Source organism: Sphingomonas albertensis (assembly GCF_014358075.1).
Taxonomy (GTDB): domain Bacteria; phylum Pseudomonadota; class Alphaproteobacteria; order Sphingomonadales; family Sphingomonadaceae; genus Sphingomonas; species Sphingomonas albertensis.
Genome location: NZ_JACONT010000024.1, coordinates 19,077 through 45,365, shown reverse-complemented (window position 1 = coordinate 45,365; position 26,289 = coordinate 19,077). Strand labels below are relative to the sequence as shown.

Below are 26,289 nucleotides of genomic sequence, written 5' to 3'. Positions count from 1 at the left end.
AGCCGTTCCATGTCCAAGACCATCATCGCCGACCTGTTCGCCGAAACGCTGCATCTCGCGGGCGTCGAACGGATCTACGGAGTCGTCGGCGACAGTCTCAACGGCCTGACCGACAGCTTGCGACGCCAGGGCAAGATCGAATGGATTCACGTCCGCAACGAGGAAGCCGCGGCGTTCGCTGCTGGCGCCGAGGCGCAATTGACCGGCAAGCTCGCGGTGTGCGCCGGTTCGTGCGGACCGGGCAACATGCACCTCATCAACGGCCTGTACGACTGCCACCGCACGCGCGTGCCGGTGCTGGCGATCGCCGCGCAGGTGCCGAGCGGGGAGGTGGGGTCGAACTATTTCCAGGAGACACGGCCCGAGGCGCTGTTCCGCGAATGCAGCGTATATTGCGAGACGATCTCCGACGCCGACCAGATGCCGCGAACGCTCGAAACCGCGATCCGCGCGGCGGTCGGCCACCGCGGCGTCTCGGTCGTCGCGATGCCCGGCGACGTCGCGCTGCGTTCGACCACCGGCACGCTCGCGCGCTCGGCCGGGGCGCTGCTGCCGTCGCGGCCGGTGACCGTGCCGGGCGAGGCGCAGATCGCCGAGCTCGCCGCGTTGCTCAACGATGCGCGCAAGGTGACGATCCTGGCGGGTCGGGGGTGCCGGACTGCGCATGCCGAACTGGTTAAGCTTGCGGAAACGTTGCAGGCACCGGTCGTCCATGCGCTCGGCGGCAAGGAATTCGTCGAATACGACAACCCCTATGACGTCGGCATGACCGGGCTGATCGGCTTTTCAAGCGGCTACGACGCGATGATGGCCTGCGACGTGCTGCTGATGCTCGGCACCGATTTCCCCTACCGCCAATTCTATCCCGAAAAGGCGAAGGTCGCGCAGATCGACCTGCTGCCTGAAAATCTCGGGCGGCGGACATCGATCGATATCGGCTTGGTCGGCGATGTCGGCGCTACGATCACCGCGGTGCTTCCGAAGCTGGCCGCTCCGCGAGACGGTAGCTTCCTGCAATCCGCGCGCGAGAATTATGCGGAGGCACGCAAAGGCCTCGACGATCTCGCCGACGGTACGCCCGGCAGCGGCGTGATCCATCCGCAGCATGTCGCCCGCGTCCTCAGCGAGCAGGCGGCGGACGATGCGGTCTTCGCCTGCGATGTCGGCACGCCGACGGTATGGGCGGCGCGCTACCTCAAGATGAATGGCCGCCGTCGGTTGATCGGCTCGTTCAACCACGGTTCGATGGCGAACGCTCTGCCGCAGGCGATCGGCGTGCAGGCGGCCTATCCGGCGCGACAGGTGGTGACGCTGTCGGGAGACGGCGGCCTCGCGATGCTGATGGGCGAGTTGCTGACGGTGCGCCAGCTGGGTTTGCCGGTGAAGATCATCGTCTTCAACAACGGCACGCTTGGCTTCGTCGAGATGGAGATGAAGGCGGCTGGCCTGATAGAAACCGGCGTCACGCTCGACAATCCCGACTTCGCGGCCATGGCGCGGGCGATCGGACTGCACGGCGTTCGGGTCACCGATCCGGGTGAGGTCGAAGCCGGCGTCCGCGAGGTGCTGGCGCATCCAGGGCCAGCGCTGCTCGATGCGGTCACGGCGCGCACCGAACTCTCGATGCCGCCCAAGATCACGCTGGAGCAGATGAAGGGCTTCACGCTCTATATGGCGAAGGCGATCATCAGCGGTCGAGGTGACGAGGTGATCGAGCTGGGCAAGACCAATGCCGGTCTGCTCAAGCGACTCTTCTGACAAACAGACGTATGATGTCGATGAAGAGGTGAGGGCGACGGATGCGGGATCAGCCTCGCAGTCCGTCACTCGATGGTCGGGGAGACAGGATTCGAACCTGCGACCCCCTGGTCCCAAACCAGGTGCGCTACCAGCCTGCGCCACTCCCCGACTGCGACGGCCCTTAGCCGCTGCTTTTGCCGGATGGCAAGCGACATCGTGTTCGAAGCGGCAAAAGGAACGCGGCCTGGGAGTCCGCCCTTTGCAGGTCGAGTGTGGAGTGTAGCGAAGCGTACGGCCGCACGTGCGGCTGGCGCGACGATGCGAGGTTCCGATCGCGGCGGGTCTGTGGCAGAGCCTGCCAATGGGCGGGACATCGACAGCAACAGCGCGACTGCGCAGGATCGTGATCGGCTTCGTTGCCGTGCTGGCTGGGACTGGCCCGGCATTGGCGCAGGACGATGCGGGGTTTCAGGCCTATATGATGACCCTTCGTCAACAGGCGCTGGCGGATGGGGTGAGTACGCGGACCGCCGATGCGGTCTTCCCGGGGTTGACCCTCAACCAGCGGGTCATCGACCTCGACAGGCAGCAACCCGGCGCGACCAGCAGCAGCGCGATCCCGGCCTTCGCCCCATACCGCGCGCAGCATGTCGATGCGGCGCGGATCGCGCGCGGTCGCCAGACCTATCAGGCGCAGCGCTCGCGGTTGCAGCGGATCGAGCAGACGACGGGCGTGCCCGAATCGATCATGGTCGCGATCTGGGGGCATGAGACGAATTACGGCAGCTATACCGGCAATTTCGATCTGCTCCGCTCGCTTGCCAGCCTTGCCTATGAAGGCCGACGGCGATCGCTGTTCGCGGGAGAGTTCATCGCCGGGCTCAAGATGCTCGATCGCGGCGTGACGCGCGACCAGTTGAAGGGGAGCTGGGCGGGCGCGACCGGCAATCCGCAATTCCTGCCGTCGATCTATCTGCGTCTGGCGCGTGACGGCGATGGCGACGGCCGTGCGGATATCTGGAACAGCCCGGCGGATACGCTGGCGTCGATCGGCAATTATTTCGTCGATGCGGGCTGGCGTGCGGGTCAGCCCTGGGGTGTCGCGGTCAATGTGCCCGCCGGGTTCGACCGATCGCAGGTCCGCAACCGGCTCGTGTCGCCGCGCTGCCCGCGCGTGTTCGAGCGGCATAGCGGCTGGCGGACGATTGCCGAATGGCGCGCGCTGGGGATTTCGCCGCAAGGTCGCAGCCTACCCGCCGACAGCGTGATGGCGACGCTGCTCGAGCCGGACGGGCAGGGCGCGACCGCCTATCTGCTGACCAGCAACTACCGCGTGATCCTCGATTACAACTGCTCGAATTTCTATGCGCTGTCGGTCGGGCTGCTTGCCGACGCGGTCGAGCGCTAGGCTGAATTTGCACGCAACGGATACGTGACGCGGTCGCCGGGCGCGGCTATGACCTGCATCACATCCTGCCCACGGACCGCCCTTTTGCTCACGGAATACCCCATGAAGAAGCTGATCGTCGCACCGCTCGTCGCCATTGCGCTAGCGCACCCGTCCATCGCCGCCGCGCCGCAGTTCCAGACCGCCGCGCCGATCGCGTATATGGAGGATCTATCGTCGGGCGCGGTCCTGTTCGCGCGCGATGCGGATCGCCGCATGCCGCCCGCGTCGCTCGCCAAGATGATGACCGTCTATGTCGCGTTCGACATGGTCAAGAAAGGCGAGCTGAAGCTCGACCAGATGATGCCGGTGCGGCCCGAGACCTGGGCGAAATGGCATGGTCCATCCGCGGGTTCGACGATGTTCCTGTCGTCGGGTGAGAACGTCAGCGTCGCCAACCTCCTGTACGGGATCGTCACGTTGTCGGGCAACGACGCGTGCATCGTGCTGGCCGAGGGCATCTCCGGGTCGGAGCAGGCGTTCACCGAGCGGATGAACCGCAAGGCGGCCGAACTCGGTCTCAAGGACAGCCATTTCGGCACCGCCAATGGCTGGCCCGATAACGGTGTCACCTATGTGACCGCGCATGATCTGGCGCAGCTCGCCGCGGCGACGATCACCAACTATCCCGATCTCTACAAGCAATTCTATTCGAAGCGTGATTTCACCTGGGGCAAGACGATGGGCGGCAGCGCCATCACGCAGGCGAACCGCGATCCGATCCTCGGTCGCGTCGCCGGCGCCGACGGTCTCAAGACCGGCCACACCGAGGAGGCCGGCTACGGCTTCACTGGGTCCGCGATCCAGAACGGCCGTCGCCTGGTTATGGTCGTCGCCGGTCTGACGAGTGCAGGCCAGCGTGCGGAAGAGTCGGTGCGCTTCATGGAGTGGGGCTTCCGTGCGTGGCAGTCGAAGCCGATCGTCGCGAAGGGCAAAAAGGTCGAGACCGCCGCGGTCCAGATGGGCGACAGCTCTTCGGTCGGTCTCGTCGCGCCCAAGGCGCTGACCGTGACGCTGCCCGCTGGTACCTCGCCGACCATGACCGCGAAGGTCGTCTATCAGGGCCCGATCAAGGCGCCGATCAAGGCTGGCCAGCACGTCGCCGATCTCGTCGTCACGACCTCGGATGGTCTCCAGCAGACGATGCCGCTGGTCGCCGAGAAGGACGTTGCGGTCGCGGGGTTCTTTGGGCGCGCATGGGCAGGACTGAGCGGCTTTTTCGGCTGATGACCCCGGCGCCGACGGCGTTGCCGGCATGACGTCGATCATCGGCAACGCCGCCGCGCAGGCCGCCTTCATGGCGACGATGCGCGGCGGGTCGTTGCATCACGCGTGGCTGATCGCCGGACCGCAGGGTGTCGGCAAGGCGAGCTTCGCGCGCGCCGCAGCGATGCGCATGCTGGCGGATGCGGCCGATCCCGATGCTGGGCCCGATGCTGGATCGACCGGGTTGGAGGTTCCCGAGGGGAACCGGACGCGGTCGCTGATGGAGGCCGGGTCGCACCCCGATTTCCGCGTGCTCGCGCGATTGCCGAAAGATCCGGAGAAGCCCGACCAGGATCTCGCGCGGAGCATCACGATCGCGCAGGTGCGGACGCTGCAACCGCTGTTCGCGACGACGCCGTCGATGAGCCCGCGGCGCGTCGTGGTGATCGACGCAATCGACGATCTGGAGCGAGGCGGGGCGAATGCGCTGCTCAAGAACCTTGAGGAACCGCCGGCCGGGACGATATTCCTGTTGGTCAGTCACGCGCCGGGTCGGTTGCTGCCGACGATCCGGTCGCGGTGCCGCCTATTGCGGTTCGAGGCACTTTCCGACGACGAGGTCGCGACCGCGATCCGAACGTTGCAGCCCGATGCCGACGAGGGCGAGGTTGCTGCGCTGGTGCGTGCGAGTGATGGCGCGCCCGGCCGCGCGCTGCGCTATGCCGGGCTCGATATCGCGGCGATCGACGATGCCATCGCCGCGATCGCGCAGGACGGCGATCGGGATAACGGACGCCGGTTGAAGCTCGCCAAGGCGCTCGGGCTCAAGGCGGCACAACCGCGGTACGAGGCGTTTCTCGACCGTGCGCCGGCGTTCATCGCCGACGCGGCGCGGACCCGCTCGGGCCCAGCGCTCCGATCCGCGCTCGACGCGCATGCCGCAGCGCGCGACCTCGCGGGCGCAGCGATCGGACTGTCGCTCGACGCGCAGGCGACCGTGTTCGAGATGGCGGGGATCGTCGCGACATTACGCCAGTGATCGGGCCGCGCAGGCTTCACCTCACCGGGGCGATGCTCTAGGAGCGCGGCATGGCCGATCCTTTCTATATCACCACCGCGATCCACTATCCCAATGGCCGTCCGCATATCGGCCATGCGTATGAGATGATCGCCGCCGACGCGATCGCCCGCTTCCAGCGTCAGGCGGGCCGCGATGTGCTGTTCCAGACCGGGACCGACGAGCATGGCCTCAAGATGGTCCAGGCCGCGCGCGACCGCGACATGCCTGTGCGTGACCTGTCCAACGAAATGTCGTCGTATTTCCACGAGATGGCGGATCGTCTTGGCATCTCGTATGACCGCTTCATCCGGACGGTGGACGAGGATCATTACGCCGCGAGTGCCGCGATCTGGCAGGCGATGGCGGACGCGGGCGACCTGTATCTCGACCGCTACGAGGGCTGGTATTCGGTCCGCGACGAGGCGTTCTACGACGAGTCCGAGCTGACCGGGGAGGGCGACGATCGTCGCTCGCCGCAAGGTACGCCGGTTGAATGGACCGCGGAGGAGACGTGGTTCTTCCGCCTGTCGAAATATCAGCAGCCCTTGCTCGATCTGTTCGCCGCCAATCCCGATTTCATCCGGCCTGAAAGCCGTCGCAACGAAGTGATGCGCTTCGTCGAGGGTGGCCTGAAGGATCTGTCGGTCTCGCGCACCAGCTTCGACTGGGGCGTTCCGGTGCCGGGCAGCCCCGGACATGTCATGTATGTGTGGGTCGACGCGCTCACCAATTACCTGACTGGGATCGGCTATCCCGACATGACCGGCGACAAGGCGAAATACTGGCCGGCGGATATCCATCTGATCGGCAAGGATATCGTCCGCTTCCATGCGGTCTATTGGCCGGCGTTCCTGCTGTCGGCGGGCATTCCCTTGCCTAAGAGTGTGTTCGGCCACGGCTTCCTGCTTACCCGCGGCGAGAAGATGTCGAAGTCGGTCGGCAACGTCGTCGATCCGATGGCGTTGGCCGATGCGTTCGGCGTCGATGCGTTGCGCTATTTCTTCCTGCGCGAGGTCAGCTTCGGGCAGGACGGCAGCTACTCGCCTGAGGCGATCGTCATGCGCGTGAATGCCGAGCTGGCGAACAGCTTCGGCAACCTCGCGCAGCGGACCTTGTCGTTCATCGCCAAGAACTTGGCCGGCGAGTTTCCCACCGCGGGTACGGTTCAGGATGCCGACGGCATGCTGATCGAGGAGGTCGTCGTCGCTTGTGCGGGGTTCAGGGCCGGCTTCACAGATCTCGCGCTTTCGCAGGGCATCGAGGCGTGGATGCGCGGCGTGTTCGCGTGCAACCAGTATATCGATGCGCAGGCGCCCTGGGCGTTGCGTAAGACCGATCCCGAGCGGATGAACGCGGTGCTCCGCACGCTGGTCCGCGCGATCCGCATGCTCGCGATCGCGATATTGCCGGTCGTCCCCGAGTCTGCTGGCAAGGTGCTCGATCAGATCGGCGCGACCGAGCGCGACCATGCCGCGATCGACGACGATGGCTGGTACGACCGGATCGCCGCATCGGACTTCCGGATCGCACCGCCATCGCCCGTGTTTCCCCGTCTCGAAATGCCCGCGGAGGCCTGATGCTCGCCGACAGCCATTGCCACCTGAACTACAAGGGCCTCGTCGAGGACCAGCAGGCGGTGCTAGAACGCGCACGTGCCCGCGGTGTGACGGCGATGCTCAACATCTCGACGCGGGAGAGCGAGTGGGACGATATCGTCGCCACCGCCGAGCGCGAGCCGGACGTTTGGGCGACGATCGGTATCCACCCGAACGAGGCCGACGTGTATCCCGACGTGGACGCCGCCAAGCTGATAGAGCGCGCACGGCATCCACGCGTGGTAGGGCTCGGCGAAACCGGCCTCGACTATTTCCGCGACACCTCGGACCGCGCCCGCCAGCAGGCGAGCTTCCGCGCGCACATCGCCGCGTCGCGCGAGACCGGTCTGCCGATCGTCGTCCACACCCGCGATGCCGAGGACGATACCGCCGCGATCATGGCCGAGGAGATGGGGAAGGGGGCCTATCCCGGCGTAATCCACTGCTTCACCGCGAGTGGAGCTTTCGCTGACAAGGCGCTGGATATGGGGCTTTATATCTCGATCTCGGGGATCGTGACGTTCAAGAACGCGCGGGATCTTCAGGAGACGGCCGCGCGCCTGCCGATCGAACGACTGCTGATCGAGACCGACGCGCCGTTCCTTGCGCCGGTGCCGCATCGGGGCAAGACCGGCGAACCTGGGTTCGTTGCCGATACCGCGGCGTTCCTCGCCAACCTTCGCGGCGAAGATGTCGAGGAATTGTCGCGCCGTACGGCCGAGAACTTCCACACGCTGTTCGGCAAGACGCGGGTGTCAGGGGCTTCGGCATGAAGATCACGATCCTCGGCTCCGGCACATCCTCCGGCGTGCCGAGGATCGGCAACGACTGGGGCGAATGCGATCCGAGCGAGCCGCGCAATCGCCGCACTCGTGCGTCCGCGCTGGTCGAGCATGACGGCACCCGGATCCTGATCGACACCAGTCCCGACATGCGCGAGCAGTTGCTGCTGGCCGACATCGACCGGGTAGACGCGGTGATCTGGACGCACGACCATGCCGATCACTGCCACGGCATCGACGATGTACGGCAACTCTTCCACGCGACCGGAACGCCGGTCCGCGGCTATGCGCGGCCAGTCACGCTGGCGGCGCTGGACGCGCGGTTCACCTATGCGTTTCACGGTCGCCCCGGCTATCCGCCGACCATCGCCGCCGAAGTCTTGCCGGACCGACTGACGATCGGTGGCATCGACATCCGCGTTGCCGACCAGCCGCACGGCAGCATCCACGCAGCCGGCCTGCGGTTCGATGCGGACGGTATCTCGGTTGGATATGCGACGGATTTCAACGTGATGACCGATGACATGGTCGCCCTGTATCAGGATCTCGACATCTGGGTCGTCGACGCACTCCGCCGACGTCCGCACCCGACGCATATGGAATTGCCGGCTGTCCTGAACTGGGTGGAGCGCCTGACGCCGAAGCGGACGGCGCTGATCCATATGGACAACACGATGGATTACGCAACGCTGCGCCATGAACTCCCGGTCGGTGTCGAGCCCGGCTATGACGGGCTAGTCCTCACCGCATGATCGGCGACCGCGCAGCCCAGTTCGCGCTGTACGCGGTCATGCTGATCCTGCCGCTGTCCGCGCTGGTAGCGCGCCGGTTGCCGCTGAAACCCGTGCTGAAAATGGCCCTGGCGTGGGTCGCGATCTTTGTGGTGGCTTTGCTGATCGCGAGCCAGCGGGACCGGCTGTCGGGACTGAAGACCCTGTTCGCAGACCAGCAGGTCAGCGGTACCGAAACGCGGATACGCATGGCCGAGGACGGGCATTTCTGGGCCGATGTCGATATCGACGGCGTACGGCGGCGCATGCTGATCGACAGCGGTGCGACGACGACCGCGCTGTCGACGGCCACTGCGAACGCTGCGGGACTCGATAGCGACGAAAGCCCGTTCCCGGTTATCATCTCGACCGCGAACGGCGACGTGTCGGCGCGGACCGCGACGGCCAAGCGCATCACGATCGGCACGATCACCGCGACCGATCTTGGCATCGTCACGGCGCCGTCTTTCGGGGACACCGACGTCATCGGCATGAACTTTCTGTCGAAGCTGGGATCGTGGCGGGTCGAGAACGCCACGCTCATCCTGACCCCGATCCAGGAATAGATTTTACATAATGTATATTATCGATCTTGAGATAGTCAGCGGATCGATGCAAATTTACAGGTGCCCCCTATGATCGAACGCCTCACTTCCATCATGGCGCGGTTGCGTGATCCGGTCGACGGATGCGAATGGGATCGGGTGCAGACTTGGTCGACGATCGCGCCGTACACGATCGAGGAAGCGTATGAGGTTGCCGACGCGATCGCCCGCGACGACCCAGCCGATCTCAAGGACGAACTTGGCGATCTGCTGCTTCAGGTCGTGTTCCATAGCCGTATCGCCGAGGAATCGGGTGCGTTCACGCTTTCCGACGTCGTCGCCGCGATCAGCGACAAGATGGAGCGCCGCCACCCGCATATCTTCGGTGATGCGGTGAAGTCGCCCGGATGGGAAACGATCAAGGCCGGCGAGCGTGCGGAGAAGTCCGATCCCAGCGCGTTGGCCGGCGTCGCGATCGGCCTGCCCGCCTTGTCGCGTGCCGAGAAATTGCAGAAGCGTGCAGCGCGCGTGGGGTTCGACTGGCCCGATGCAGCGGGTCCGCTTGCGAAGGTTTTCGAGGAAATCGAAGAGGTTCGCGAAGCCGGCTCGGACACGATCGCAGAAGAGATCGGCGACCTGCTGTTCGCCGTGACGAACTGGGCCCGTCATCTCGGTGTCGATCCCGAAGCCGCGTTACGCGCCGGCAATGCCAAGTTCGAGGCACGCTTTCGGGCGATCGAGGCCGATGGCGGCGACGCCTTCGCCGCCATGACACTCGATCAGAAGGAAGCCCTTTGGCAGGCGGTCAAGCGTCGCGACGGATGAACCGGTCGTAATCGCTTTCAGACAGTCGCACGTCGTAGGTCGTCTCGAGTTCGTCGTCCAATCTGCCAAGCACCTCGCCGTGTGCATGGAGCCACGCCGCACCCGCCCCATCGGTAGCATCGAGCGTGATGCTATACCGTCGATGCGCGCCGGTGAGCTTGGCGGCGACTTGGTGGATCAGCGTATCCACCCCTTCCCCGCTCAGGGCCGAGATCGCCACGACGTCGTCACGATGCGAGGCCTGCGCGGCGATCTCGTCATGCGTATCGGCATCGAGCAGATCGAGCTTGTTCCAAACCTCGAACCGCGGCGTGTTCTCGTCCACGCCAATTTCGGCTAGGACGGTTTCGACGTCGGTGCGCTGAGCCTCGGTATCGGGATGCGCGATATCGCGGATATGGACGAGCAGGTCCGCCGACACGACCTCCTCGAGCGTCGCCTTGAACGCAGCGACCAGCTGGGTGGGAAGATCCGAGACGAACCCGACGGTGTCGGACAGGATCGCCTTGTCGATGCCGGGTAGCTGGATCTGCCGCAACGTCGGATCGAGCGTAGCGAACAGCAAGTCCTCCGCCATCACGTCCGCTCCGGTCAGCCGGTTGAACAGCGTCGACTTGCCTGCATTGGTATAGCCGACCAGAGCGATAACCGGCCACGGGGCGCGCTGGCGGCGCTCACGGTGAAGCCCCCGCGTGCGGCTGACCTGCTCGAGCTCACGCTTCAGCCGGGCCATCCGGTCGCGGATCAGACGGCGATCCGCCTCGATCTGGGTCTCGCCCGGGCCGCCCAGGAAGCCGAAACCGCCGCGCTGGCGCTCAAGATGGGTCCAGCTGCGGACCAACCGCCCCGCCTGATAATCGAGATGCGCCAGTTCGACCTGCAACCGACCCTCGGCGGTCGCGGCGCGCTCGCCGAAGATCTCAAGGATCAGGCCGGTGCGATCGATAACCTTGGTTTCGAGCGCCTTTTCGAGATTGCGCTGCTGGACCGGGCTGAGGCTCGCGTCGAACACGACGAGCCCCGCTTCTTCCATCCGCACCTGGGTCGCGAGCAGTTCGACCTGTCCGCTGCCGATCAGCGTCGCCGGCTTGGGCTGGCGAACGCGATAGGCGATCCGCTCGACGACCTCGACGCCGATCGCCGCGGCGAGACCAGCGGTCTCCTCCAGGCGAGCATCGACGTCGCGCGAGGCGTCGCCCTGATCGGGCAACACCACGATCACGCGCGTACCGCGGGCGAACTCGTCCCGATCGCGTTCGAAACCGCTACTCAATCGCCGTGGTCCGCATCATCTGCGTCATCCGCATCATCCGTATCGGTGGGTTCCTCGGCGAGGTTCAGCGGGCGCGCCGGCTGGATCGTCGAGACTGCATGCTTGTAGACGAGCTGCGCCATGCCCTCGCGCTGGAGCAGCATGCAGAACAGGTCGAAGCCGGCGATCTGGCCCTGCAGCATGACGCCGTTGATCAGGAACATCGTCACGCTGTCTTCGGACTTGCGCACCGCGTTGAGGAAGATGTCCTGCAACAACGGGTGCTTCTTCTGGTTCTCTCCGACGGCATCGACGATTGCCGACACGTCCATCGGGCCTGCTGGCATGATCGTCGAAATGGCATGCTTGTAGATCAGCTGCGACTGGCCATCGCGGCGGAGCAGCACGGAAAAATTATCGAACCATGTGACGATGCCCTGGAGCTTCACGCCCTTGACGAGGAACATCGTGACCGGCGTCTTGGAGCGCCGGAGTGCGTTCAGGAAGAGGTCCTGAAGCGAGCCTGGTTTATCGGCCAATGGGATAACCCTTTGTTTTTGGCGGGACTTTGCCCGCAAGGCGCTGTTTCCCAGCGTCGGAGATGCACCCGGTTACCGGGCACCGTATGTGATTTATGATCGACACCCCCATAGTTCCAGAGGGCGGCGAAATTGCGGCGTGCTATTCGTCGCGTGTTTCGGTGATTCCGAGCAGCTTGAGTTTCCGGTGCAAGGCCGAGCGTTCCATGCCGATAAAGCTGGCCGTGCGCGAGATATTGCCCGAAAAACGTCGGATTTGGACGCGCAGATATTCGCGCTCGAACGTCTCGCGCGCCTCCCGCAGCGGCGATCCCATGATCGCGGTGCCGCCCGCCGCCCCCATGTCGCCCTGATCGCCGAGCACTTCGGCGGGCAACAGGTCGATGTCGATCCGGCCGATGCGATCGCCAGGCGCGAGGATGATCGTCCGCTCGACCACGTTGCGCAACTGGCGGACGTTGCCGGGCCAATCATAGGATTGCAGCGCGACCATCGCATCAGGCGCGATCTCCGGCGTCGGTACGCGGCGTTCGGACGCGTAATGCGCGATGAAGTGCTGGACCAGCGCGGGAATGTCCTCGCGGCGATCGGACAGCGGCGGGATCGTCACGGGGACGACGTTGAGGCGGTAATAAAGGTCTTCGCGAAAGCGCCCCTCGGCGATCTCGAATACGAGGTCGCGCGCCGTCGCCGAGACGACGCGAACGTCGACCTTGACGACCCGCGTGCCACCAACCCGCGTGAAACTCTGGTCGGTCAGCGCGCGCAGGATCCGCGCCTGCGTCGTGATCGGCATGTCGGCGATCTCGTCGAGAAACAACGTGCCACCATGTGCCTGCTCGAACAGGCCGGGACGGACGAGATCGCCCGCCTCCTCGACCCCGAACAGTTCCTCGTCGACCCGCTCGGGCGTCATCCGCGCCGCGCTCACGACGATGAACGGTGCGTCGGTGCGCTGGCTCCAGCCATGCAGCAGCCGCGCGGCGACTTCCTTGCCGACGCCTGCGCCGCCCATCACGAGCACGCGGCTACCGGTTGCCGCGACCCGCTTGAGCGTCGCCCGGACGCCGTTGATCGCGCCAGAACTGCCGGTGAGATCGGTCTCGCGGCCGACCGTCGCGCGCAGGGTGGCGACTTCGCGCCGCAGCCGTTCGGTCTCGGTCGCACGCGCCACCATGAGCAGCAGGCGCTCGGCCTCGAACGGCTTTTCGATGAAGTCGGACGCGCCACGCCGGATCGCGGCGACCGCGGTATCCAAATTGCCGTGCCCCGAGATGACGAGGACGGGGATCGACGGGTCGCGACGCTTGATCTCGTCGAGCAGTTCGAGGCCGTCGAGCCGCGAGCCTTGAAGCCAGACGTCGAGCAGCACCAGCGACGGACGCCGTGCGGCGATCGCCTCCAGCGCGGAATCGCTGTCGCCGGCGTCGCGCGTGTCATAGCCTTCGTCTTCGAGGACGCCGGCGACCAGTTCGCGAATGTCACGTTCGTCGTCCACGACGAGAATATCGAGCGCCATCAAATCATGTCCGGTTACGAGTCATGGTGGCGAGTTGGCCATCCCCTGCCCCCTCGGGTAGCGGCCCCCCTGCGTCGAGGCCCACTTGGTTCAGGCCCCCCTGGTCCAGTGCTGCCAGAGCCCTGGTGTCGAAGGTCATGGTGACGAGCGTGCCGCCACCCGGCCGATCGGAGAAGCCGATCGTTCCACAATGCTCCTCAATGATCTTCTTGACGATGGCAAGCCCGAGGCCGGTGCCGCGCGCCCGCGTCGTGACATAGGGCTCCATGATCCGGTCGCGGTCGGCGGGCAGGCCGACGCCGGTATCGGCGACCGCGATCGTCACGCTCCGGCCGACCTCCTGGCTGAGCGTCATCGTCACCGATCCACCGGGTTCGCCGCGTGTTTCAGTGGCTTCGACTGCGTTCTTCACGATGTTCGTGAGGGCTTGGCCTATCTGCCGACGATCGCAAACCAGCGCCAAGCCGGGATCGTCGTTGACGAGGTGGAAGCCGATCGAGGGATGCGCCACCTCGTGTAGGAAAAGCGCCTGGCGGGCGGCATCGACCAGCGACTCCTCGCGGAAGACGGGCTTGGGCATGCGCGCGAACGACGAGAATTCGTCGACCATGCGGCGCAGGTCGCCGACCTGGCGGATGATCGTGTCGGTGAGCCGCGAGAACGTGCCGTCCTGCATCTCGGCCTTCGCGCCATAGCGTCGTTGCAGGCGTTCGGCCGCGAGCTGGATCGGTGTCAGCGGGTTCTTGATCTCGTGCGCGATCCGTCGGGCGACGTCGGACCAGGCCGCGCGGCGCTGATCGAGCAGTTGCTGCGTGATATCGTCGAAGGTAAGGATCGGACCTGTGGCCGGGCGGGCGATGCGGACCGCCAGCGTGCGGACGTCACCGCCCTGCCCGACCTCGACGATCGCCTCTCGGTCGCCCCCGTCGAGCATCGCGTCGAGTTCGGGAGCGACATCGACCAGCTTGCGTCCGACGAGACCGCCCGCATCGGTCCCGAGCAGCGTGACCGCGGAATCATTGGCGATCGTTATCGTGCGCTCGCGTCCGGTCGCGACGACGCCTGCCGAGACGCCGGCCATCACTGCCTCGATCAACGCGCGTCGGTTTTCGAGCTGGCCGTTGGCGGTGACGAGTTCGGTATTCTGCTCTTCGAGCTGCCCGGTCATCTGGTTGAAGGCGTTGGCTAGCGTTCCGACTTCGTCGCGGCTGCGCGGGTCCGGCACGCGCGCGGTCAAGTCGCCGCCCGCGACGCGCCGCGCGGCATCGACGAGTTCGCCGACGGGACGGACGAGCCGATCGGCCACCGCGAGCGCGATCCAGACGGCGACCCCGACGATCAGCAGCGAGATGACGAGCAACGCGGCGTTGAACCGCAACTGGAGGCTCCGCGAGCGCGCCAGCAGCGAGCGGTAGCTGGTCAGTACCTCGTTCGCGCGGACGGTCTGGCCGGAGAGCAGCTTGGTATCCTCGACGCGCCCGGCATAGAGGAACAGCTCGTCGGAACCGGGCAGCAGCGTGATCGTCTGGATCCGGTCACCGGTGACCGCGACGACCGCCGACTTGCCGGCACGGAGCTGGGCGATCGACTGCGGGGTCACCTGGCGGGCGAAATCGATTTTGTAGGGGTCGACGACCGCGAAGGTCTGGATCTCGTTGTCCGGCGTAACCTTGAACAGCGCCGCCTCGGACAGGCTGCGATAATAGACCTGCTGGAGAAAATAGCCGGAAAAATCGGGGCTCTGGAGCGATTTCGCCTCGAGATAGCCCGACATGTCGGCGGCCATCGTTACGGTCGCCTCCTCCCAGCGGCTGAGCTGGCGCGCATAGGAGGATTGCGCGAGCGCGGTGGCGTTCTCGAGCATCCCGCGCGCCTGGTCCGAATACCAGAACTGGACGCCGTACTGGAACAGCAGAGAGGCGAAGATCGTCACCAGCAGCATGGGTACCGCGGCGACGATCGAGAACAGCGCAACGAGGCGGACGTGAAGGCGCCCACCGCCGCCTACAGGCGATCGTGCCGCGCGCCGCATCGCCACGCGGCGGCCTAGCAACATCAGCAACGCGATGCCGGGAACGAGGTTGGCGACGAGCAACAGGGCGACCAGCGGCGGCGGGATCAAGCGTTGCGGCGCGTCGGTGCCGGTGATGATGAAATAGCTCGCGACGCCGATCGCGACGGCCACCGCTAGAACCAGCGCCTCGATCGCAGGCGTCACCGCGAACCGGTGTGCAGGCCCGTCATCATCCATCGGTAGCGTCGCGGAAGCGATCATCGTTGCCCCGATACAACGTCAACCGTTGCCGGGAAACCACATAATACGGAATTCGACCGCGTTACGCGTCTTCGGCCCGTTGCATATCGCTCCCGCCATGGCCGATATCGATGCCGAGCGTATCGAGCCGCTTGCGCAGGGTATTGCGGTTGATTCCCATCGCCCGGGCGGCGCGGAGCTGGTTCTGGCCGTGGCGCGCAAGCATCGCCTCGATCAGCGGGCGTTCGACTTCGCCGATGATCCGATCGTACAGCGTGCCGTCGTCGAGCGCTGCAGGGTTTTCCCGCGCGATCCGTTCGATCATCGCGCGGACCGCGTGGCCGATCTCGATATCGCCCGGCTCACCGGCGATTGCCTGCGTGCCGATCATTGCCTTGATCGCGTCGGCTCCAATCACCTCGTCACGCGCCAGCACTGCCAGCCTGCGCATCAGGTTTTCGAGTTCGCGGACGTTGCCGGGCCAGTCATGCGCACCGAGCGCGGTGAGGGCGTCGCTGCCGAGCTGGCGGCGCGGCAGGCCCTGCACCGCGGCGTGATCAAGGAAATGGCGGGCGAGCAACGCAATATCCTGGCGACGCTCGCGGAGTGGCGGCAGCGTGATCGGGACGACGTTGAGGCGGTAGAACAGGTCTTCGCGAAAATGCCCCGCGGCGACCTGCGCGTTGAGATCGCGGTTGGTGGCGGCGACGATGCGGACGTCGACGCGGATCGTCCGCGCGCCGCCGACGCTGGTGAACTCGCCCGACTGTAGCACCCGCAACAGGCGGGTCTGCGCTTCCATCGGCATATCGCCGATCTCGTCGAGGAATAACGTGCCGCCCGACGCCTGTTCGAACCGCCCGGCGTTACGCGTCGCCGCGCCGGTGAACGCACCGCGCTCATGGCCAAACAGTTCGGCCTCGATCAGCTCGCGCGGGATCGCGGCCATGTTGATCGCCACGAACGGCGCGGCGTTGCGTGGGCCGAGATCGTGGATTGCGCGCGCGACGAGTTCCTTGCCGGTGCCCGATTCGCCCGAGATCAGCACCGTCAGGTCATTCGAGACGACCCGCGCGATGATCCGGTAGACGTCCTGCATCGCCGCCGACCGCCCGATCAGCGGCAGTGCGCGATCCTCGTCGTGGAGCGCCTCCTCCGACACCATCCCGCCACGCGCGAGCGCACCAGCCACCGCGCGGGCCAGCACGTCGAGATCGAACGGCTTGGGCAGATACTCGTATGCGCCGACCTCGGCCGCGCGGACCGCGGTGGTCAGCGTGTTCTGCGCCGAGAGGACAATGATCGGCAGAAGGGGAAAGCGCGCGGCAACGCTGCGGACATGATCGATACCGTCGCCGTCCGGAAGAATGACGTCGGTGACGAGGACATCGGGGAGCGATGCGGCGAGCGCGCGTTCGAGTTGCGCGAGGCTGTCGGCGACCGACACCTCATGCCCGGCACGGCGGAGCGCCTGCGCAACAACGGTCCGAATCGCGGCGTCGTCGTCGACGACCAGAACGGTGCTCACGATGCCGCTCTTGGCAGCAGCAGGCGGAGGACGGTCATTTCGGGATTTCCTTCGCGGGCATATTGGACGATCCCGCCCATGTCGCGCGTGAGCTTGTCGACCAGCGCGAGGCCAAGCCCCTGCCCTTCGCGCCGACCCGATACGAACGGATCGAACAGATGGTCGGCGATATCGGCCGGGGCACCGGGACCATTGTCGAACACGCAGATCTCGATCGGGAGCGGCAGGCGTGGCTTGCCTGGGGCCGAACTGACGGTGATGCCGTGGCGGTAGGCGGTCGTCATCACGAGCCGAGGTTCGCGTTCGTTTCGAACTGCTTCGCGTGCGTTCTTGAGCAGGTTTATGACGATCTGGAGCAGTGCGTCGCGGTTGATCTGCGCGGGCGGGAGCGACGGATCGAAGCGTTCCTCGATTGAAATCCCGCGCGCGAACCCGGCGAGCGCCAGCCGACGCGCATGGCCGAGCAACGGATAGATGTTTTCGCTGGCGAGCGGCAGCGGACGCGTGTCGCTGAAATCCTGCATCCGGTCGATCAACGCCGCGATCCGGTCGACTTCGGTCACGATCAGCGTCGTCAGTTCGCCCGCACCGAGCAACTGCGCGGCGCCGCGGATGCCGGATAGCGGGTTCTTGATCTCGTGCGCGAGCATCGCCGCCGCACCGACAGCCGCACGCGCGCCGGCCGCGCGGTCGGCGGAATGGCCGAGCCGCCGCGAAGTTGCCGCGGAATGCAGCGTGATCGCACGCCACCCCGGGTAGTCGGCAATCTGCGTCTCGGCGAAATCGACCCGGATCTTGCCACCCCGCGCGGTCGACATCTCGGTATCGTACACCGCGAGCCCGTGCCCGTCGCGATTGCGCGGATCGTCGGGCGGCGGGATGATCGCATCGAGCGGCTGGCCGATCATCAGCCGCTCCGACAGATTCAACAGTTGCTCGGCGAGCGCGTTGGCATGTGCGACGCGCTGATTCGGATCGACCACTACGACGGCGACCGGAAGCGCCGCGAACAACTCCGCAAAACCCGGCCGTACCCGAGAGTGCGTGTCAGGCCGCTGCAAGGTCGCGCCAGGGAGCGTAAAATTCGGCGAGCATCGCCTTGACCTGCTTGGGATCGGGAACCTGGTTCACCTTGTTGCGGAACTCGGCCGAACCAGGCAGCCCCTTGGTGTACCAGCCAATGTGCTTGCGCGCCATGTTGACGCCGGTCTCGATCCCGTAATGTTCGAGCATCGCCTCGTAATGGCCTGCGATCGCGTCATATTGCTCGGTGATCGACGGGTCTTCGATGCGCCGGCCGGTAGCGAACCACTCCATGACCTGACCGAGCACCCATGGGCGGCCGTAGCTGCCACGACCGATCATCAGGCCATCCGCGCCCGACTGGTCCATCGCTGCTTCGGCGTCCTCGATGGTACAGATATCGCCGTTGACGATCACCGGCACGCTCACTGCATCCTTGACCTTGCGGACGAAGCCCCAGTCGGCATTGCCCTTGTACATCTGGTTGCGCGTGCGGCCGTGAACGGTGATCAGCTTGATGCCGAGATCCTCGGCGATCCGCGCAAGGTCGGGCGCGTTGAGGCTGTCATGGCACCAGCCCATTCGCATTTTCAGCGTCACCGGTACGTCGACCGCCTTCACGGTGGCCTCGATGATCGCGCTGGCGAGCTTGGTGTCGCGCATCAGCGCCGAGCCCGCGTCGCCGTTGACGACCTTCCGCACCGGACAGCCCATGTTGATGTCGATGATCGCCGCGCCGCGATCCTGGCTGAGCTTGGCGGCCTCGCCCATCTCGTACGGGGTGCAGCCGATCAGCTGCATCGACACCGGTTCCTCGAGCCGATCCCATGCCGCCTTCTGGAGCGACTGGCGAGTCTCGCGGATGGCGGCCTGGCTCGCGACCATTTCGGTAACGTTGAGGCCCGAGCCATAGCGTCGCACCAGCGTGCGGAACGGCATGTCGGTGACGCCGGTCATCGGCGCGAGCACGACGGGGCTTTCGATCCGGACGGGACCGATCTGGATGGGAGATAGATTACGCATGGATGTGCCTGAAAAAGAGGCATCGCCCTACCCTGTCCCGCGCTCCGTCGCAAGACTGGCGAGCCTCCGGACGAAGCGCTAGGTCGCGACGATGACACAGGCACACCGTATCGTTGCGATCATCGTCGCCGCCGGAACCGGCGTGCGCGCCGGGGGATCGGTTCCCAAGCAGTATGCGCGGATCGCCGGGCGTCCGATGGTCGCCTATTCCTACGACGCGTTTTCCACGCATCCGGCGATTGCCGAGACTATCGTCATCATCGGTGAAGGGCAGCAGGCTCTTGCCGCCGAGTCGCTCGGCAGCAGCGTGAGAACCGTCATCGGCGGAACCACCCGGCGCGAGTCGGTCGCGAACGGGCTCGCGGCGATCACCGATGCGACACACGTGCTGGTCCACGACGCGGCCCGCCCTTTCCTTTCCGCCGAGGTCATCGATTCGCTCGTCTTAGCCTTGAAGACCCGGGACGCGGCCATTCCGGTCCTCCCGGTGACCGATACGCTTGCGCGCGGCACCGTGCTGCTTGGGGACATCGTGCCCCGCGCGGACCTCAACCGCGTGCAGACTCCGCAGGCGTTTTCCGTCGAAGCGCTACGCGCCGCGCACGCCGTCTGGCTCGGAGACGAGGAAGCCACCGACGACGCGCAGATGGTGCGGCGGCTTGGCGTCGGCGTCGCGTTGGTGCAGGGCTCGGCGATGCTCGAGAAAGTCACCCACCCCGAAGATTTCGCCGCCGCCGAGGCGCGTGTCGCGTATGAAACCCGCACCGCGATGGGCTTCGACGTCCACCGTCTCGAAACCGGCGAGGAACTCTGGCTCGGCGGCGTCCTGGTCCCGCACGACAAGGGCCTGTCGGGGCACAGCGATGCCGACGTCGCGCTCCACGCGCTGACCGACGCGCTGCTCGGCACGATCGCAGCCGGCGATATCGGCACACATTTCCCGCCGAGCGATCCGCAGTGGAAGGGCGCCGACTCCGCGCAGTTCCTCCAGCATGCGGCCAAGCTGATCGCCGACAAGCGCGGCCGAATCGATTTCGTCGACCTGACGATCATGTGCGAGGCACCGAAGATCGGTCCGCACCGCGCGGCGATGACCGCCCGGATTGCCGAATTGCTCGGGCTCACGCTCGACCGGGTCAGCGTCAAGGCGACGACGACCGAGCGACTCGGCTTCACCGGCCGCGGCGAAGGCATCGCCGCACAGGCCGTCGCGACCGTCCGCGTGCCAGGAGCACCGGCATGAAGGCCCGCATGAGGATTGGCGCCGCGCTGGCCGCCGTCGCGCTTCTCGCCAGCCCGGCGGTTGCGCAACCCCGCTGCATCACCGGACCCGAGGCCGAATCGCTGACGCTGGTCGCGATGCCTGACATCCTCCGCGAAACCGGTCGCGTCTGCGCGGCGCAACTCCCGGCCGCCAGCCTGATCCGGCGGCAGTCGAGTGCGCTGATCGATCGCTATCAGATCGAGTCCGACCGCGCCTGGCCGTCCGCTCGCGCGGCGATCGTCAAGCTGAGCGATCCGGCGGTCGACGCGATGCTCGATTCGGAGTTCGCGCGGCCATTGCTGACGACGTTGCTGGTGCCGCAGATCGTCGGTCGGATCGCGACGCGCGATTGCGGGACGATCGATCGGATGCTGACGCTGCTGCAACCCCTGCCGCCCCGCAACACCGCGGCCATCGTCGTGGAGACGTTGCGGTACCTGAAATCCCAGAAGCCGCGCGGCGGTGATATCGCCGCGGTGGCGATGCTGCTGTGCCCGGTGGAGACTCGCTGATGGATACCATCCTTCCCGCCGAACTGGTCGACGCCGCACGCAAGGTCGTCGAGCAGAACCGCGCGATCGGTCGCCGTGTCGCGGTCGCCGAGAGCTGCACCGGTGGCCTCGTCGCCGCTGCGTTGACGGAAATTCCCGGATCGTCCGACGTGTTCGAAGTCGGCTTCGTCACCTATTCGAACGAGGCCAAGCTCGGCGTGCTGAAGATCAGCTCGGACGTGCTCGAAACGTTCGGCGCGGTCTCGATCGCGGTCGCGTGGAGCATGGCACAGGCCGCGTTGAAGCAGTCGGGCGCGGATATCGCCGTCGCGATCACGGGCGTAGCGGGCCCCGGAGGCGGATCGCTCAAGAAGCCGGTCGGTACGGTCGTGTTCGGTCGTGCGGAGAAGGGTCGCGATCCGTCCGACGTTCACGCCGATCGCAAGGATTTCGGCGATCTCGGTCGTGGCGGGATCCGGCTTCAGGCCGCGTTGTGTGCGCTCGAACTTTTGCTGCCCGACGCGCCGGCCGCGGAAGACTCGGCCGCGGAAGATTCGGCGCCGTAAAGCTCGGCGGCGCGAGTCTCGAACGCACCGATCATCTTGCGCAGTGCAGCGCCGAACACCTGGCCGGCGATCATCTCGAACATCCGGTTCTTGAACGCGAAGTCGACGGTGAAATCGACCGCACAGCCTTGCGGCTCGGGCCGGAAATGCCATTCGTTGCGCAGATACTTCAGCGGTCCATCGACATAATCGACGTTCAATTCGCTCGGGCGGACCTTCTGCACGCGCGAGGTGAACGTCTCGCGCAGGCCCTTGAACCCGACGATCATGTCGGCGAGCGTCTCGGTCTCGCTGTTCGAGCGTACTCGCATCGCGCTGACCCAGGGCAGGAACTCTGCATAGCGACCGACATCGGCCACCAAGTCGAACATCTGCTCAGGGGTGTAGGGCAAATGACGCGTTTCGGAATGCTTCGGCATCAGATGCGCGCGACGCCCAGCTTCGCGTCACGATTTGCGCGCAATCGCTCGAAATCGTCGCCGGCGTGATAGCTCGACCGGGTCAGCGGCGACGATGCGACCAGAAGGAACCCCTTCGCGCGCGCGATCGAGGCATAGGCGTCGAACGCCTTGGGCGGCACGAACTCGGCGACCTTGGCGTGGCGCGGAGTGGGCTGGAGATACTGGCCCATCGTCAGGAAATCGATGTCGGCGCAGCGCATGTCGTCCATCACCTGATGGATCTCCAGACGCTCCTCGCCGAGCCCGAGCATCACGCCGGACTTGGTGAAGATCGACGGATCGTGCTTCTTGACGCTCTCCAGCAGGCGGAGCGACGCGTAGTAGCGCGCACCCGGGCGGATCGTCGGATAGAGCCGCGGGACGGTTTCGAGATTGTGGTTGTAGACGTCGGGACGCGCCTCGACGATCGACTCGATCGCGGCCTGCGCCTTGTTGCGGAAGTCGGGGGTCAGGATCTCGATCGTCGTCGTCGGGTTGGATGCGCGTATCGCCTGGATCACCTTGACGAACTGCGACGCGCCGCCATCGGGCAGGTCATCACGATCGACCGAGGTGATGACAATGTGGTTGAGACCCATCTGCGCGGCGGCGTCGGCGACGTTCTGCGGCTCCATCCGGTCGACCGCGCGCGGCATGCCGGTCTTCACGTTGCAGAACGCACAGGCGCGCGTGCAGGTGTCGCCGAGGATCATGACCGTCGCGTGCTTCTTCGACCAGCATTCGCCGATATTCGGGCACGCCGCCTCTTCGCACACCGTCGTGAGGCTTTTCGACCGCATGAGCTCGCGGGTTTTCGCGAAGCCAGCGGAGGTCGGTGCCTTGACGCGGATCCAATCGGGCTTGCGGGCACGCGGGAGGGCGATCGGGGTCATCTCGTTCATGTCGTGCCAGATAGCCCCGCCCTGCCGTCGAGACAATGGCGGCGGATCAGGTCGGCCGGTTGGAACGGCTGGAAAAACGGGATAAAATGAGGGAACCAGTTCGAACATGACAGGTTTGTCATGTTGCAGTGCAAACGTCCATGAAAGGCTAACCGTGCCAACTCACTTTCCGGAAATGATCGAAGGCTATCATCGCTTCAAGGACGGCCCCTGGGAGGAGCAGCGCGAGCGCTGGAAGGAACTGCGGGACGGCCAGAGCCCGAAGGTGATGATCATCGCCTGCTCCGACAGCCGCGTCGAGCCGGCCCAGATTTTCGACACGCTGCCGGGCGAAGTGTTCGTCGTTCGCAACGTCGCCAACCTCGTGCCGCCGTTCGAAACCGGTGGTGGCTATCACGGTGTCTCCGCCGCGATCGAGTTCGCGGTCACCCAGCTGAAGGTCGAAGAGATCGTCGTGATGGGCCACGAGAAGTGCGGCGGCTGTAAGGCCGCACTCACTCAGGCATTCGCCGATGCCGACCATGGTGCCGGGGGCTTCGTTTCGGATTGGGTCAGCCTGCTCGACGGTGCTCGGGAGAAGGTGATCGCGAAGTATGGCGAAGGCGCCGAAGCCGGTCGCGAGATGGAGCTTGAGTCCGTCCGCACCTCGATCGCCAACCTGCGCACGTTCCCGTTCGTGACCGAAGCCGAAGCGGCTGGGACGCTGGCCCTCCGTGGTGCCTATTTCGGCATCGACCAGGGCCAGATGCTGGTGCTCAATGAGGATGACGAGTTCATCCAGGCCGGCGCAGCAGAAGCGAAGTCAGCGAAGGCCTAACGCCTTCTCCGCCACCCGCTTGACCTTCGGGTCGAGCGGTGGCGGAACCATCGAGACGCCGGCTTCGAGGCGGTCCGCGATCAGCGTCAGCGCTGCGATCCGGGCCGCCTTCTTGTCGTTGCCGTCGATCACCGTCCACGGCGCGGTTGCGGTATCGGTGCGCGCGAACATCTCATTCATCGCCTCCAGATAGTCCTTCCGTCGCGAGCGGTTGTGATAATCGTCGAGGCCGGTCTTCCAGTGCTTCCAGGGATCGTCGAGCCGTGCCTTCAGGCGACGATCCTGTTCCTTCTGCGTGGTGTGGATGAACAGCTTGATCAGCGTCGTGCCGCTCTCGACCTGCTGCGCTTCGAACGCGTTGATCTCGTCATAGCCGTGGCGCCATTCGGTCTCGCTGGCGAACCCCTCGACGCGCTCGACGAGGACCCGACCATACCAACTGCGATCGAATATCGCGATGTGGCCGTCGGCGGGAAGCCGGTGCCAGAAGCGCCAGAGGAAATGATGCGCCTTTTCGTCCGCGGTGGGAGCGGCGATCGGCCAGACCTTGTAGTTGCGCGGGTCCCATTCGGCGGAGAGCCTCTGAATGATGCCGCCCTTGCCCGCCGCGTCCCAGCCCTCGAACATGACGATCGCGCGCGTACCGCCGACGATATGCGCGACCTGGATATGCTCCAGCCGCTTCTGGAGCGCAGCGAGGTCATGCTTGTACTTGCCGTCATACGCGTCGCCGGCTTCGTAGTCGGCCAGGTGTATCGTCATGCGCTGCGCTCCATCACCGGTTTCGATCAGCCTGCGTTCGGCGCGACCGCCTTCGTCACGTCCTTCGGACCATCGACCGTCAGGCGGATGTTGAGCTCCTTCAGCTGCTTGGCGCTGACCGGGCTCGGGGCGCCCATCATCAGATCCTCGGCCTTCTGGTTCATCGGGAACAGCACGACCTCGCGGATGTTCGGCTCGCCCGCGAGCAGCATGACCATCCGGTCGATCCCCGGTGCCGAGCCACCATGCGGCGGCGCGCCGACCTTGAACGCGTTGATCATGCCCGCGAAGTTCGTGTCGACGTCCGCCTGCGTGTAGCCGGCGATCTCGAACGCCTTGTACATGATCTCCGGACGATGGTTCCTGATCGCGCCCGACGACAGCTCGACGCCGTTGCAGACGATATCGTACTGATACGCCAGGATATCGAGCGGATCCTTGTTCTCCAGCGCATCCATCTCGCCCTGCGGCATCGAGAACGGGTTGTGGCTGAAATCGATCTTCTTCGCGTCCTCGTCATATTCGAACATCGGGAAATCGACGATCCAGCAGAACTCGAACCGGTTCTCATCGATCAGGCCGAGATCGGCACCGATCCGCGCGCGCGCAGCACCCGCGAGCTTGGAGGCGGGCAGTTCCTTGCCGGCGGCGAAGAAGATGCCGTCGTTCGGGCCGAGGCCCATCTCGGCGATCAGCTTCCGGGTGGCTTCCTCGCCGTGGTTCTTGGCGATCGGGCCGCCGAGTTCACCGTTCTTCTGCGTGATGTAGCCGAGCCCGGCATGCCCTTCGGCACGCGCCCAGTCGTTCATGTCGGTGAAGAACTTGCGGCTCTTGTCCGCGGTGTTCGGTGCGGGGATCGCCCGGACCACGTCACCGCCGGCGACGATGCCCGCGAACAGGCCGAAGCCCGAATCGACGAAGTGATGGCCGACGTCGTGGATCAGGATCGGGTTGCGCAGGTCGGGCTTGTCGCTGCCGTATTTCAGCATCGATTCGCGGTAGGGGATGCGCTTGAACGGGAGGGCCGACACTTGGCGTCCCTTGCCCTGCCAGTCGGCGAACTCTTCGAACACGCCGTGCAACACAGGCTCAATCGCCGCGAACACGTCGTCCTGCGTGACGAAGCTCATCTCGAAGTCGAGCTGGTAGAATTCGCCTGGTGACCGATCGGCGCGAGCGTCCTCATCGCGGAAGCACGGCGCGATCTGGAAATAGCGGTCGAAGCCCGCGACCATCAGCAGCTGCTTGAACATCTGCGGCGCCTGCGGGAGCGCATAGAACTTGCCCGGATGGACGCGGCTCGGCACCAGATAATCGCGCGCGCCCTCGGGCGACGACGCGGTCAGGATCGGCGTCTGGAATTCGGTGAAGCCTTGATCGTTCATGCGGTTGCGCAGCGAGGTGATCACCTTCGAACGCAGCATGATGTTGGCGTGAAGCCGCTCGCGACGCAGATCGAGGTACCGATAGCGCAGGCGGATATCCTCGGGATATTCGGCCTCGCCCGCGACCGGCATCGGCAGCTCGCCGGCCATCGACTGGACGGTCGCTGCGGCCGCGCGGATCTCGATCCTACCGGTCGGCAGGTTCGGGTTGACCGCTTCGGGTGCCCTTGCGGTGACCTTGCCGGTGATCGTGACGACGCTCTCGCTCTTCAGGCCCTCGATGACCTTGAAGACCGGGCCACTGACGTCGGTGACGATCTGGGTGATGCCGTAGTGATCGCGCAGATCGATGAAGACGAGGTCGCCGTGATCGCGCTTCTTGTGGACCCAGCCGGAGACACGGACCTCTTCGCCAACCTGTTCGGGGCGGAGGGCGGCGCAATTGTGGGTGCGATAGGCGTGCATGTGTCTCGTCTCTCATGCGTCGTCCCAGCGAAAGCCGGGATCTCGTGCGGCAAGGGTGCGCCCTGCGACGGGAGATCCCAGCTTTCGCT

General features: G+C 65.5%; 24 protein-coding genes and 1 tRNA gene. 13 read left to right on the top strand and 12 right to left on the bottom strand.

Going from position 1 to position 26,289, the window contains the following annotated elements:
- The first annotated feature begins 9 nt into the window (after window positions 1–9).
- Window positions 10–1,758, top strand: coding sequence for a ubiquinone-dependent pyruvate dehydrogenase (gene poxB / locus H8S47_RS11915; RefSeq protein ID WP_187504079.1), 1,749 nt, complete (start codon window positions 10–12; stop codon window positions 1,756–1,758).
- A gap of 73 nt (window positions 1,759–1,831) precedes the next feature.
- Here poxB and H8S47_RS11910 read toward each other — a convergent pair.
- A tRNA-Pro gene (locus tag H8S47_RS11910) sits at window positions 1,832–1,908 on the bottom strand.
- A 193-nt stretch (window positions 1,909–2,101) separates the two neighbouring features.
- Between H8S47_RS11910 and H8S47_RS11905 the strand changes: the two genes are divergently transcribed.
- The 8 genes from H8S47_RS11905 to mazG all read left to right on the top strand — a co-directional run bounded on the left by H8S47_RS11905 (window position 2,102) and on the right by mazG (window position 9,970).
- Complete coding sequence (locus H8S47_RS11905; protein WP_187504078.1) at window positions 2,102–3,148, top strand: lytic murein transglycosylase; 1,047 nt, start codon at window positions 2,102–2,104, stop codon at window positions 3,146–3,148.
- Between the two features lie 102 nt (window positions 3,149–3,250).
- The gene (locus tag H8S47_RS11900) at window positions 3,251–4,414 is read left to right on the top strand and encodes a D-alanyl-D-alanine carboxypeptidase family protein (protein WP_187504077.1); all 1,164 of its coding nucleotides are present in this window, start codon (window positions 3,251–3,253) and stop codon (window positions 4,412–4,414) included.
- A gap of 28 nt (window positions 4,415–4,442) precedes the next feature.
- On the top strand, window positions 4,443–5,432 hold the full coding sequence (locus tag H8S47_RS11895; RefSeq protein WP_187504076.1) for an AAA family ATPase: 990 nt from the start codon (window positions 4,443–4,445) through the stop codon (window positions 5,430–5,432).
- Between the two features lie 50 nt (window positions 5,433–5,482).
- Window positions 5,483–7,030 (top strand): methionine--tRNA ligase, encoded by a 1,548-nt coding sequence (gene metG, locus H8S47_RS11890; RefSeq protein ID WP_187504075.1) that lies wholly within the window; start codon window positions 5,483–5,485, stop codon window positions 7,028–7,030.
- The gene (locus H8S47_RS11885) at window positions 7,030–7,821 is read left to right on the top strand and encodes a TatD family hydrolase (protein WP_187504074.1); all 792 of its coding nucleotides are present in this window, start codon (window positions 7,030–7,032) and stop codon (window positions 7,819–7,821) included. Before metG ends, H8S47_RS11885 begins: the two co-directional genes overlap by 1 nt.
- Window positions 7,818–8,582, top strand: a complete 765-nt coding sequence (locus tag H8S47_RS11880; protein ID WP_187504073.1) for an MBL fold metallo-hydrolase — start codon at window positions 7,818–7,820, stop codon at window positions 8,580–8,582. Before H8S47_RS11885 ends, H8S47_RS11880 begins: the two co-directional genes overlap by 4 nt.
- The gene (locus H8S47_RS11875) at window positions 8,579–9,166 is read left to right on the top strand and encodes a retropepsin-like aspartic protease family protein (RefSeq protein ID WP_187504072.1); all 588 of its coding nucleotides are present in this window, start codon (window positions 8,579–8,581) and stop codon (window positions 9,164–9,166) included. Before H8S47_RS11880 ends, H8S47_RS11875 begins: the two co-directional genes overlap by 4 nt.
- Before the next feature lie 69 nt (window positions 9,167–9,235).
- Window positions 9,236–9,970 (top strand): nucleoside triphosphate pyrophosphohydrolase, encoded by a 735-nt coding sequence (mazG, locus tag H8S47_RS11870; RefSeq protein WP_187504071.1) that lies wholly within the window; start codon window positions 9,236–9,238, stop codon window positions 9,968–9,970.
- On the opposite strand, the gene hflX is transcribed toward mazG, so the two are convergent.
- From hflX to dusB, 7 genes are all read right to left on the bottom strand, one after another.
- Window positions 9,951–11,243: a GTPase HflX gene (hflX, locus tag H8S47_RS11865; protein WP_187504070.1), complete on the bottom strand. Its 1,293-nt coding sequence runs from the start codon at window positions 11,241–11,243 to the stop codon at window positions 9,951–9,953. The genes mazG and hflX overlap by 20 nt on opposite strands.
- The gene (gene hfq, locus H8S47_RS11860; protein WP_398457691.1) at window positions 11,240–11,815 is read right to left on the bottom strand and encodes an RNA chaperone Hfq; all 576 of its coding nucleotides are present in this window, start codon (window positions 11,813–11,815) and stop codon (window positions 11,240–11,242) included. The genes hflX and hfq overlap by 4 nt, the downstream gene beginning before the upstream one ends.
- Before the next feature lie 88 nt (window positions 11,816–11,903).
- On the bottom strand, window positions 11,904–13,280 hold the full coding sequence (gene ntrX, locus H8S47_RS11855; RefSeq protein ID WP_128452791.1) for a nitrogen assimilation response regulator NtrX: 1,377 nt from the start codon (window positions 13,278–13,280) through the stop codon (window positions 11,904–11,906).
- A 4-nt stretch (window positions 13,281–13,284) separates the two neighbouring features.
- Complete coding sequence (locus H8S47_RS11850) at window positions 13,285–15,555, bottom strand: sensor histidine kinase (protein ID WP_187504068.1); 2,271 nt, start codon at window positions 15,553–15,555, stop codon at window positions 13,285–13,287.
- Window positions 15,556–15,616: 61 nt separating this feature from the next.
- Entirely contained in the window at window positions 15,617–17,062 is a 1,446-nt protein-coding gene (gene ntrC / locus H8S47_RS11845) for a nitrogen regulation protein NR(I) (RefSeq protein WP_187504067.1), read from the bottom strand.
- Entirely contained in the window at window positions 17,059–18,123 is a 1,065-nt protein-coding gene (locus tag H8S47_RS11840; RefSeq protein WP_187504066.1) for a two-component system sensor histidine kinase NtrB, read from the bottom strand. Before H8S47_RS11840 ends, ntrC begins: the two co-directional genes overlap by 4 nt.
- Window positions 18,110–19,108, bottom strand: a complete 999-nt coding sequence (gene dusB, locus H8S47_RS11835; protein ID WP_187504065.1) for a tRNA dihydrouridine synthase DusB — start codon at window positions 19,106–19,108, stop codon at window positions 18,110–18,112. The genes H8S47_RS11840 and dusB overlap by 14 nt, the downstream gene beginning before the upstream one ends.
- A 91-nt stretch (window positions 19,109–19,199) precedes the next feature.
- On the opposite strand from dusB, the gene H8S47_RS11830 reads away from it, so the two are divergent.
- The 3 genes from H8S47_RS11830 to H8S47_RS11820 are packed head-to-tail and all read left to right on the top strand — an operon-like array spanning window position 19,200 to window position 21,429.
- Window positions 19,200–20,351: a bifunctional 2-C-methyl-D-erythritol 4-phosphate cytidylyltransferase/2-C-methyl-D-erythritol 2,4-cyclodiphosphate synthase gene (locus H8S47_RS11830; protein WP_187504064.1), complete on the top strand. Its 1,152-nt coding sequence runs from the start codon at window positions 19,200–19,202 to the stop codon at window positions 20,349–20,351.
- A complete protein-coding gene (locus H8S47_RS11825) occupies window positions 20,348–20,884 on the top strand; it encodes a hypothetical protein (RefSeq protein ID WP_235982811.1) in 537 nt (178 codons plus the stop codon). Before H8S47_RS11830 ends, H8S47_RS11825 begins: the two co-directional genes overlap by 4 nt.
- On the top strand, window positions 20,884–21,429 hold the full coding sequence (locus tag H8S47_RS11820; RefSeq protein ID WP_187504063.1) for a CinA family protein: 546 nt from the start codon (window positions 20,884–20,886) through the stop codon (window positions 21,427–21,429). Before H8S47_RS11825 ends, H8S47_RS11820 begins: the two co-directional genes overlap by 1 nt.
- Here H8S47_RS11820 and H8S47_RS11815 read toward each other — a convergent pair.
- Both H8S47_RS11815 and lipA read right to left on the bottom strand, forming a co-directional pair.
- Window positions 21,345–21,848 (bottom strand): type II toxin-antitoxin system RatA family toxin, encoded by a 504-nt coding sequence (locus H8S47_RS11815; protein ID WP_187504062.1) that lies wholly within the window; start codon window positions 21,846–21,848, stop codon window positions 21,345–21,347. The genes H8S47_RS11820 and H8S47_RS11815 overlap by 85 nt on opposite strands.
- A complete protein-coding gene (gene lipA, locus H8S47_RS11810; RefSeq protein WP_187504061.1) occupies window positions 21,848–22,771 on the bottom strand; it encodes a lipoyl synthase in 924 nt (307 codons plus the stop codon). The genes H8S47_RS11815 and lipA overlap by 1 nt, the downstream gene beginning before the upstream one ends.
- Window positions 22,772–22,877: 106 nt before the next feature.
- On the opposite strand from lipA, the gene H8S47_RS11805 reads away from it, so the two are divergent.
- Complete coding sequence (locus H8S47_RS11805; RefSeq protein WP_187504060.1) at window positions 22,878–23,588, top strand: carbonic anhydrase; 711 nt, start codon at window positions 22,878–22,880, stop codon at window positions 23,586–23,588.
- Here the strand turns inward: H8S47_RS11805 and H8S47_RS11800 are convergent.
- Together H8S47_RS11800 and aspS are read right to left on the bottom strand one after the other, a co-directional pair.
- Window positions 23,574–24,350, bottom strand: coding sequence for a polyphosphate kinase 2 family protein (locus tag H8S47_RS11800; RefSeq protein WP_187504059.1), 777 nt, complete (start codon window positions 24,348–24,350; stop codon window positions 23,574–23,576). The two genes, H8S47_RS11805 and H8S47_RS11800, sit on opposite strands and share 15 nt — an antisense overlap.
- A gap of 26 nt (window positions 24,351–24,376) precedes the next feature.
- Entirely contained in the window at window positions 24,377–26,200 is a 1,824-nt protein-coding gene (gene aspS, locus H8S47_RS11795; protein WP_187504058.1) for an aspartate--tRNA ligase, read from the bottom strand.
- Window positions 26,201–26,289: the final 89 nt, after the last annotated feature.

Excerpts from the sequence above, each read along its gene's own strand:
- poxB (WP_187504079.1), top strand. The coding sequence starts at position 10 with ATGTCCAAGACCATCATCGCCGACCTGTTCGCCGAAACGCTGCATCTC.
- H8S47_RS11905 (WP_187504078.1), top strand. The coding sequence starts at position 2,102 with ATGGGCGGGACATCGACAGCAACAGCGCGACTGCGCAGGATCGTGATC.
- H8S47_RS11900 (WP_187504077.1), top strand. The coding sequence starts at position 3,251 with ATGAAGAAGCTGATCGTCGCACCGCTCGTCGCCATTGCGCTAGCGCAC.
- H8S47_RS11895 (WP_187504076.1), top strand. The coding sequence starts at position 4,443 with ATGACGTCGATCATCGGCAACGCCGCCGCGCAGGCCGCCTTCATGGCG.
- metG (WP_187504075.1), top strand. The coding sequence starts at position 5,483 with ATGGCCGATCCTTTCTATATCACCACCGCGATCCACTATCCCAATGGC.
- H8S47_RS11885 (WP_187504074.1), top strand. The coding sequence starts at position 7,030 with ATGCTCGCCGACAGCCATTGCCACCTGAACTACAAGGGCCTCGTCGAG.
- H8S47_RS11880 (WP_187504073.1), top strand. The coding sequence starts at position 7,818 with ATGAAGATCACGATCCTCGGCTCCGGCACATCCTCCGGCGTGCCGAGG.
- H8S47_RS11875 (WP_187504072.1), top strand. The coding sequence starts at position 8,579 with ATGATCGGCGACCGCGCAGCCCAGTTCGCGCTGTACGCGGTCATGCTG.
- mazG (WP_187504071.1), top strand. The coding sequence starts at position 9,236 with ATGATCGAACGCCTCACTTCCATCATGGCGCGGTTGCGTGATCCGGTC.
- ntrX (WP_128452791.1), bottom strand. The coding sequence starts at position 13,280 with ATGGCGCTCGATATTCTCGTCGTGGACGACGAACGTGACATTCGCGAA.
- H8S47_RS11850 (WP_187504068.1), bottom strand. The coding sequence starts at position 15,555 with ATGATCGCTTCCGCGACGCTACCGATGGATGATGACGGGCCTGCACAC.
- dusB (WP_187504065.1), bottom strand. The coding sequence starts at position 19,108 with ATGCGTAATCTATCTCCCATCCAGATCGGTCCCGTCCGGATCGAAAGC.
- H8S47_RS11830 (WP_187504064.1), top strand. The coding sequence starts at position 19,200 with ATGACACAGGCACACCGTATCGTTGCGATCATCGTCGCCGCCGGAACC.
- H8S47_RS11825 (WP_235982811.1), top strand. The coding sequence starts at position 20,348 with ATGAAGGCCCGCATGAGGATTGGCGCCGCGCTGGCCGCCGTCGCGCTT.
- H8S47_RS11820 (WP_187504063.1), top strand. The coding sequence starts at position 20,884 with ATGGATACCATCCTTCCCGCCGAACTGGTCGACGCCGCACGCAAGGTC.
- H8S47_RS11815 (WP_187504062.1), bottom strand. The coding sequence starts at position 21,848 with ATGCCGAAGCATTCCGAAACGCGTCATTTGCCCTACACCCCTGAGCAG.
- lipA (WP_187504061.1), bottom strand. The coding sequence starts at position 22,771 with ATGAACGAGATGACCCCGATCGCCCTCCCGCGTGCCCGCAAGCCCGAT.
- H8S47_RS11805 (WP_187504060.1), top strand. The coding sequence starts at position 22,878 with ATGACAGGTTTGTCATGTTGCAGTGCAAACGTCCATGAAAGGCTAACC.
- H8S47_RS11800 (WP_187504059.1), bottom strand. The coding sequence starts at position 24,350 with ATGACGATACACCTGGCCGACTACGAAGCCGGCGACGCGTATGACGGC.
- aspS (WP_187504058.1), bottom strand. The coding sequence starts at position 26,200 with ATGCACGCCTATCGCACCCACAATTGCGCCGCCCTCCGCCCCGAACAG.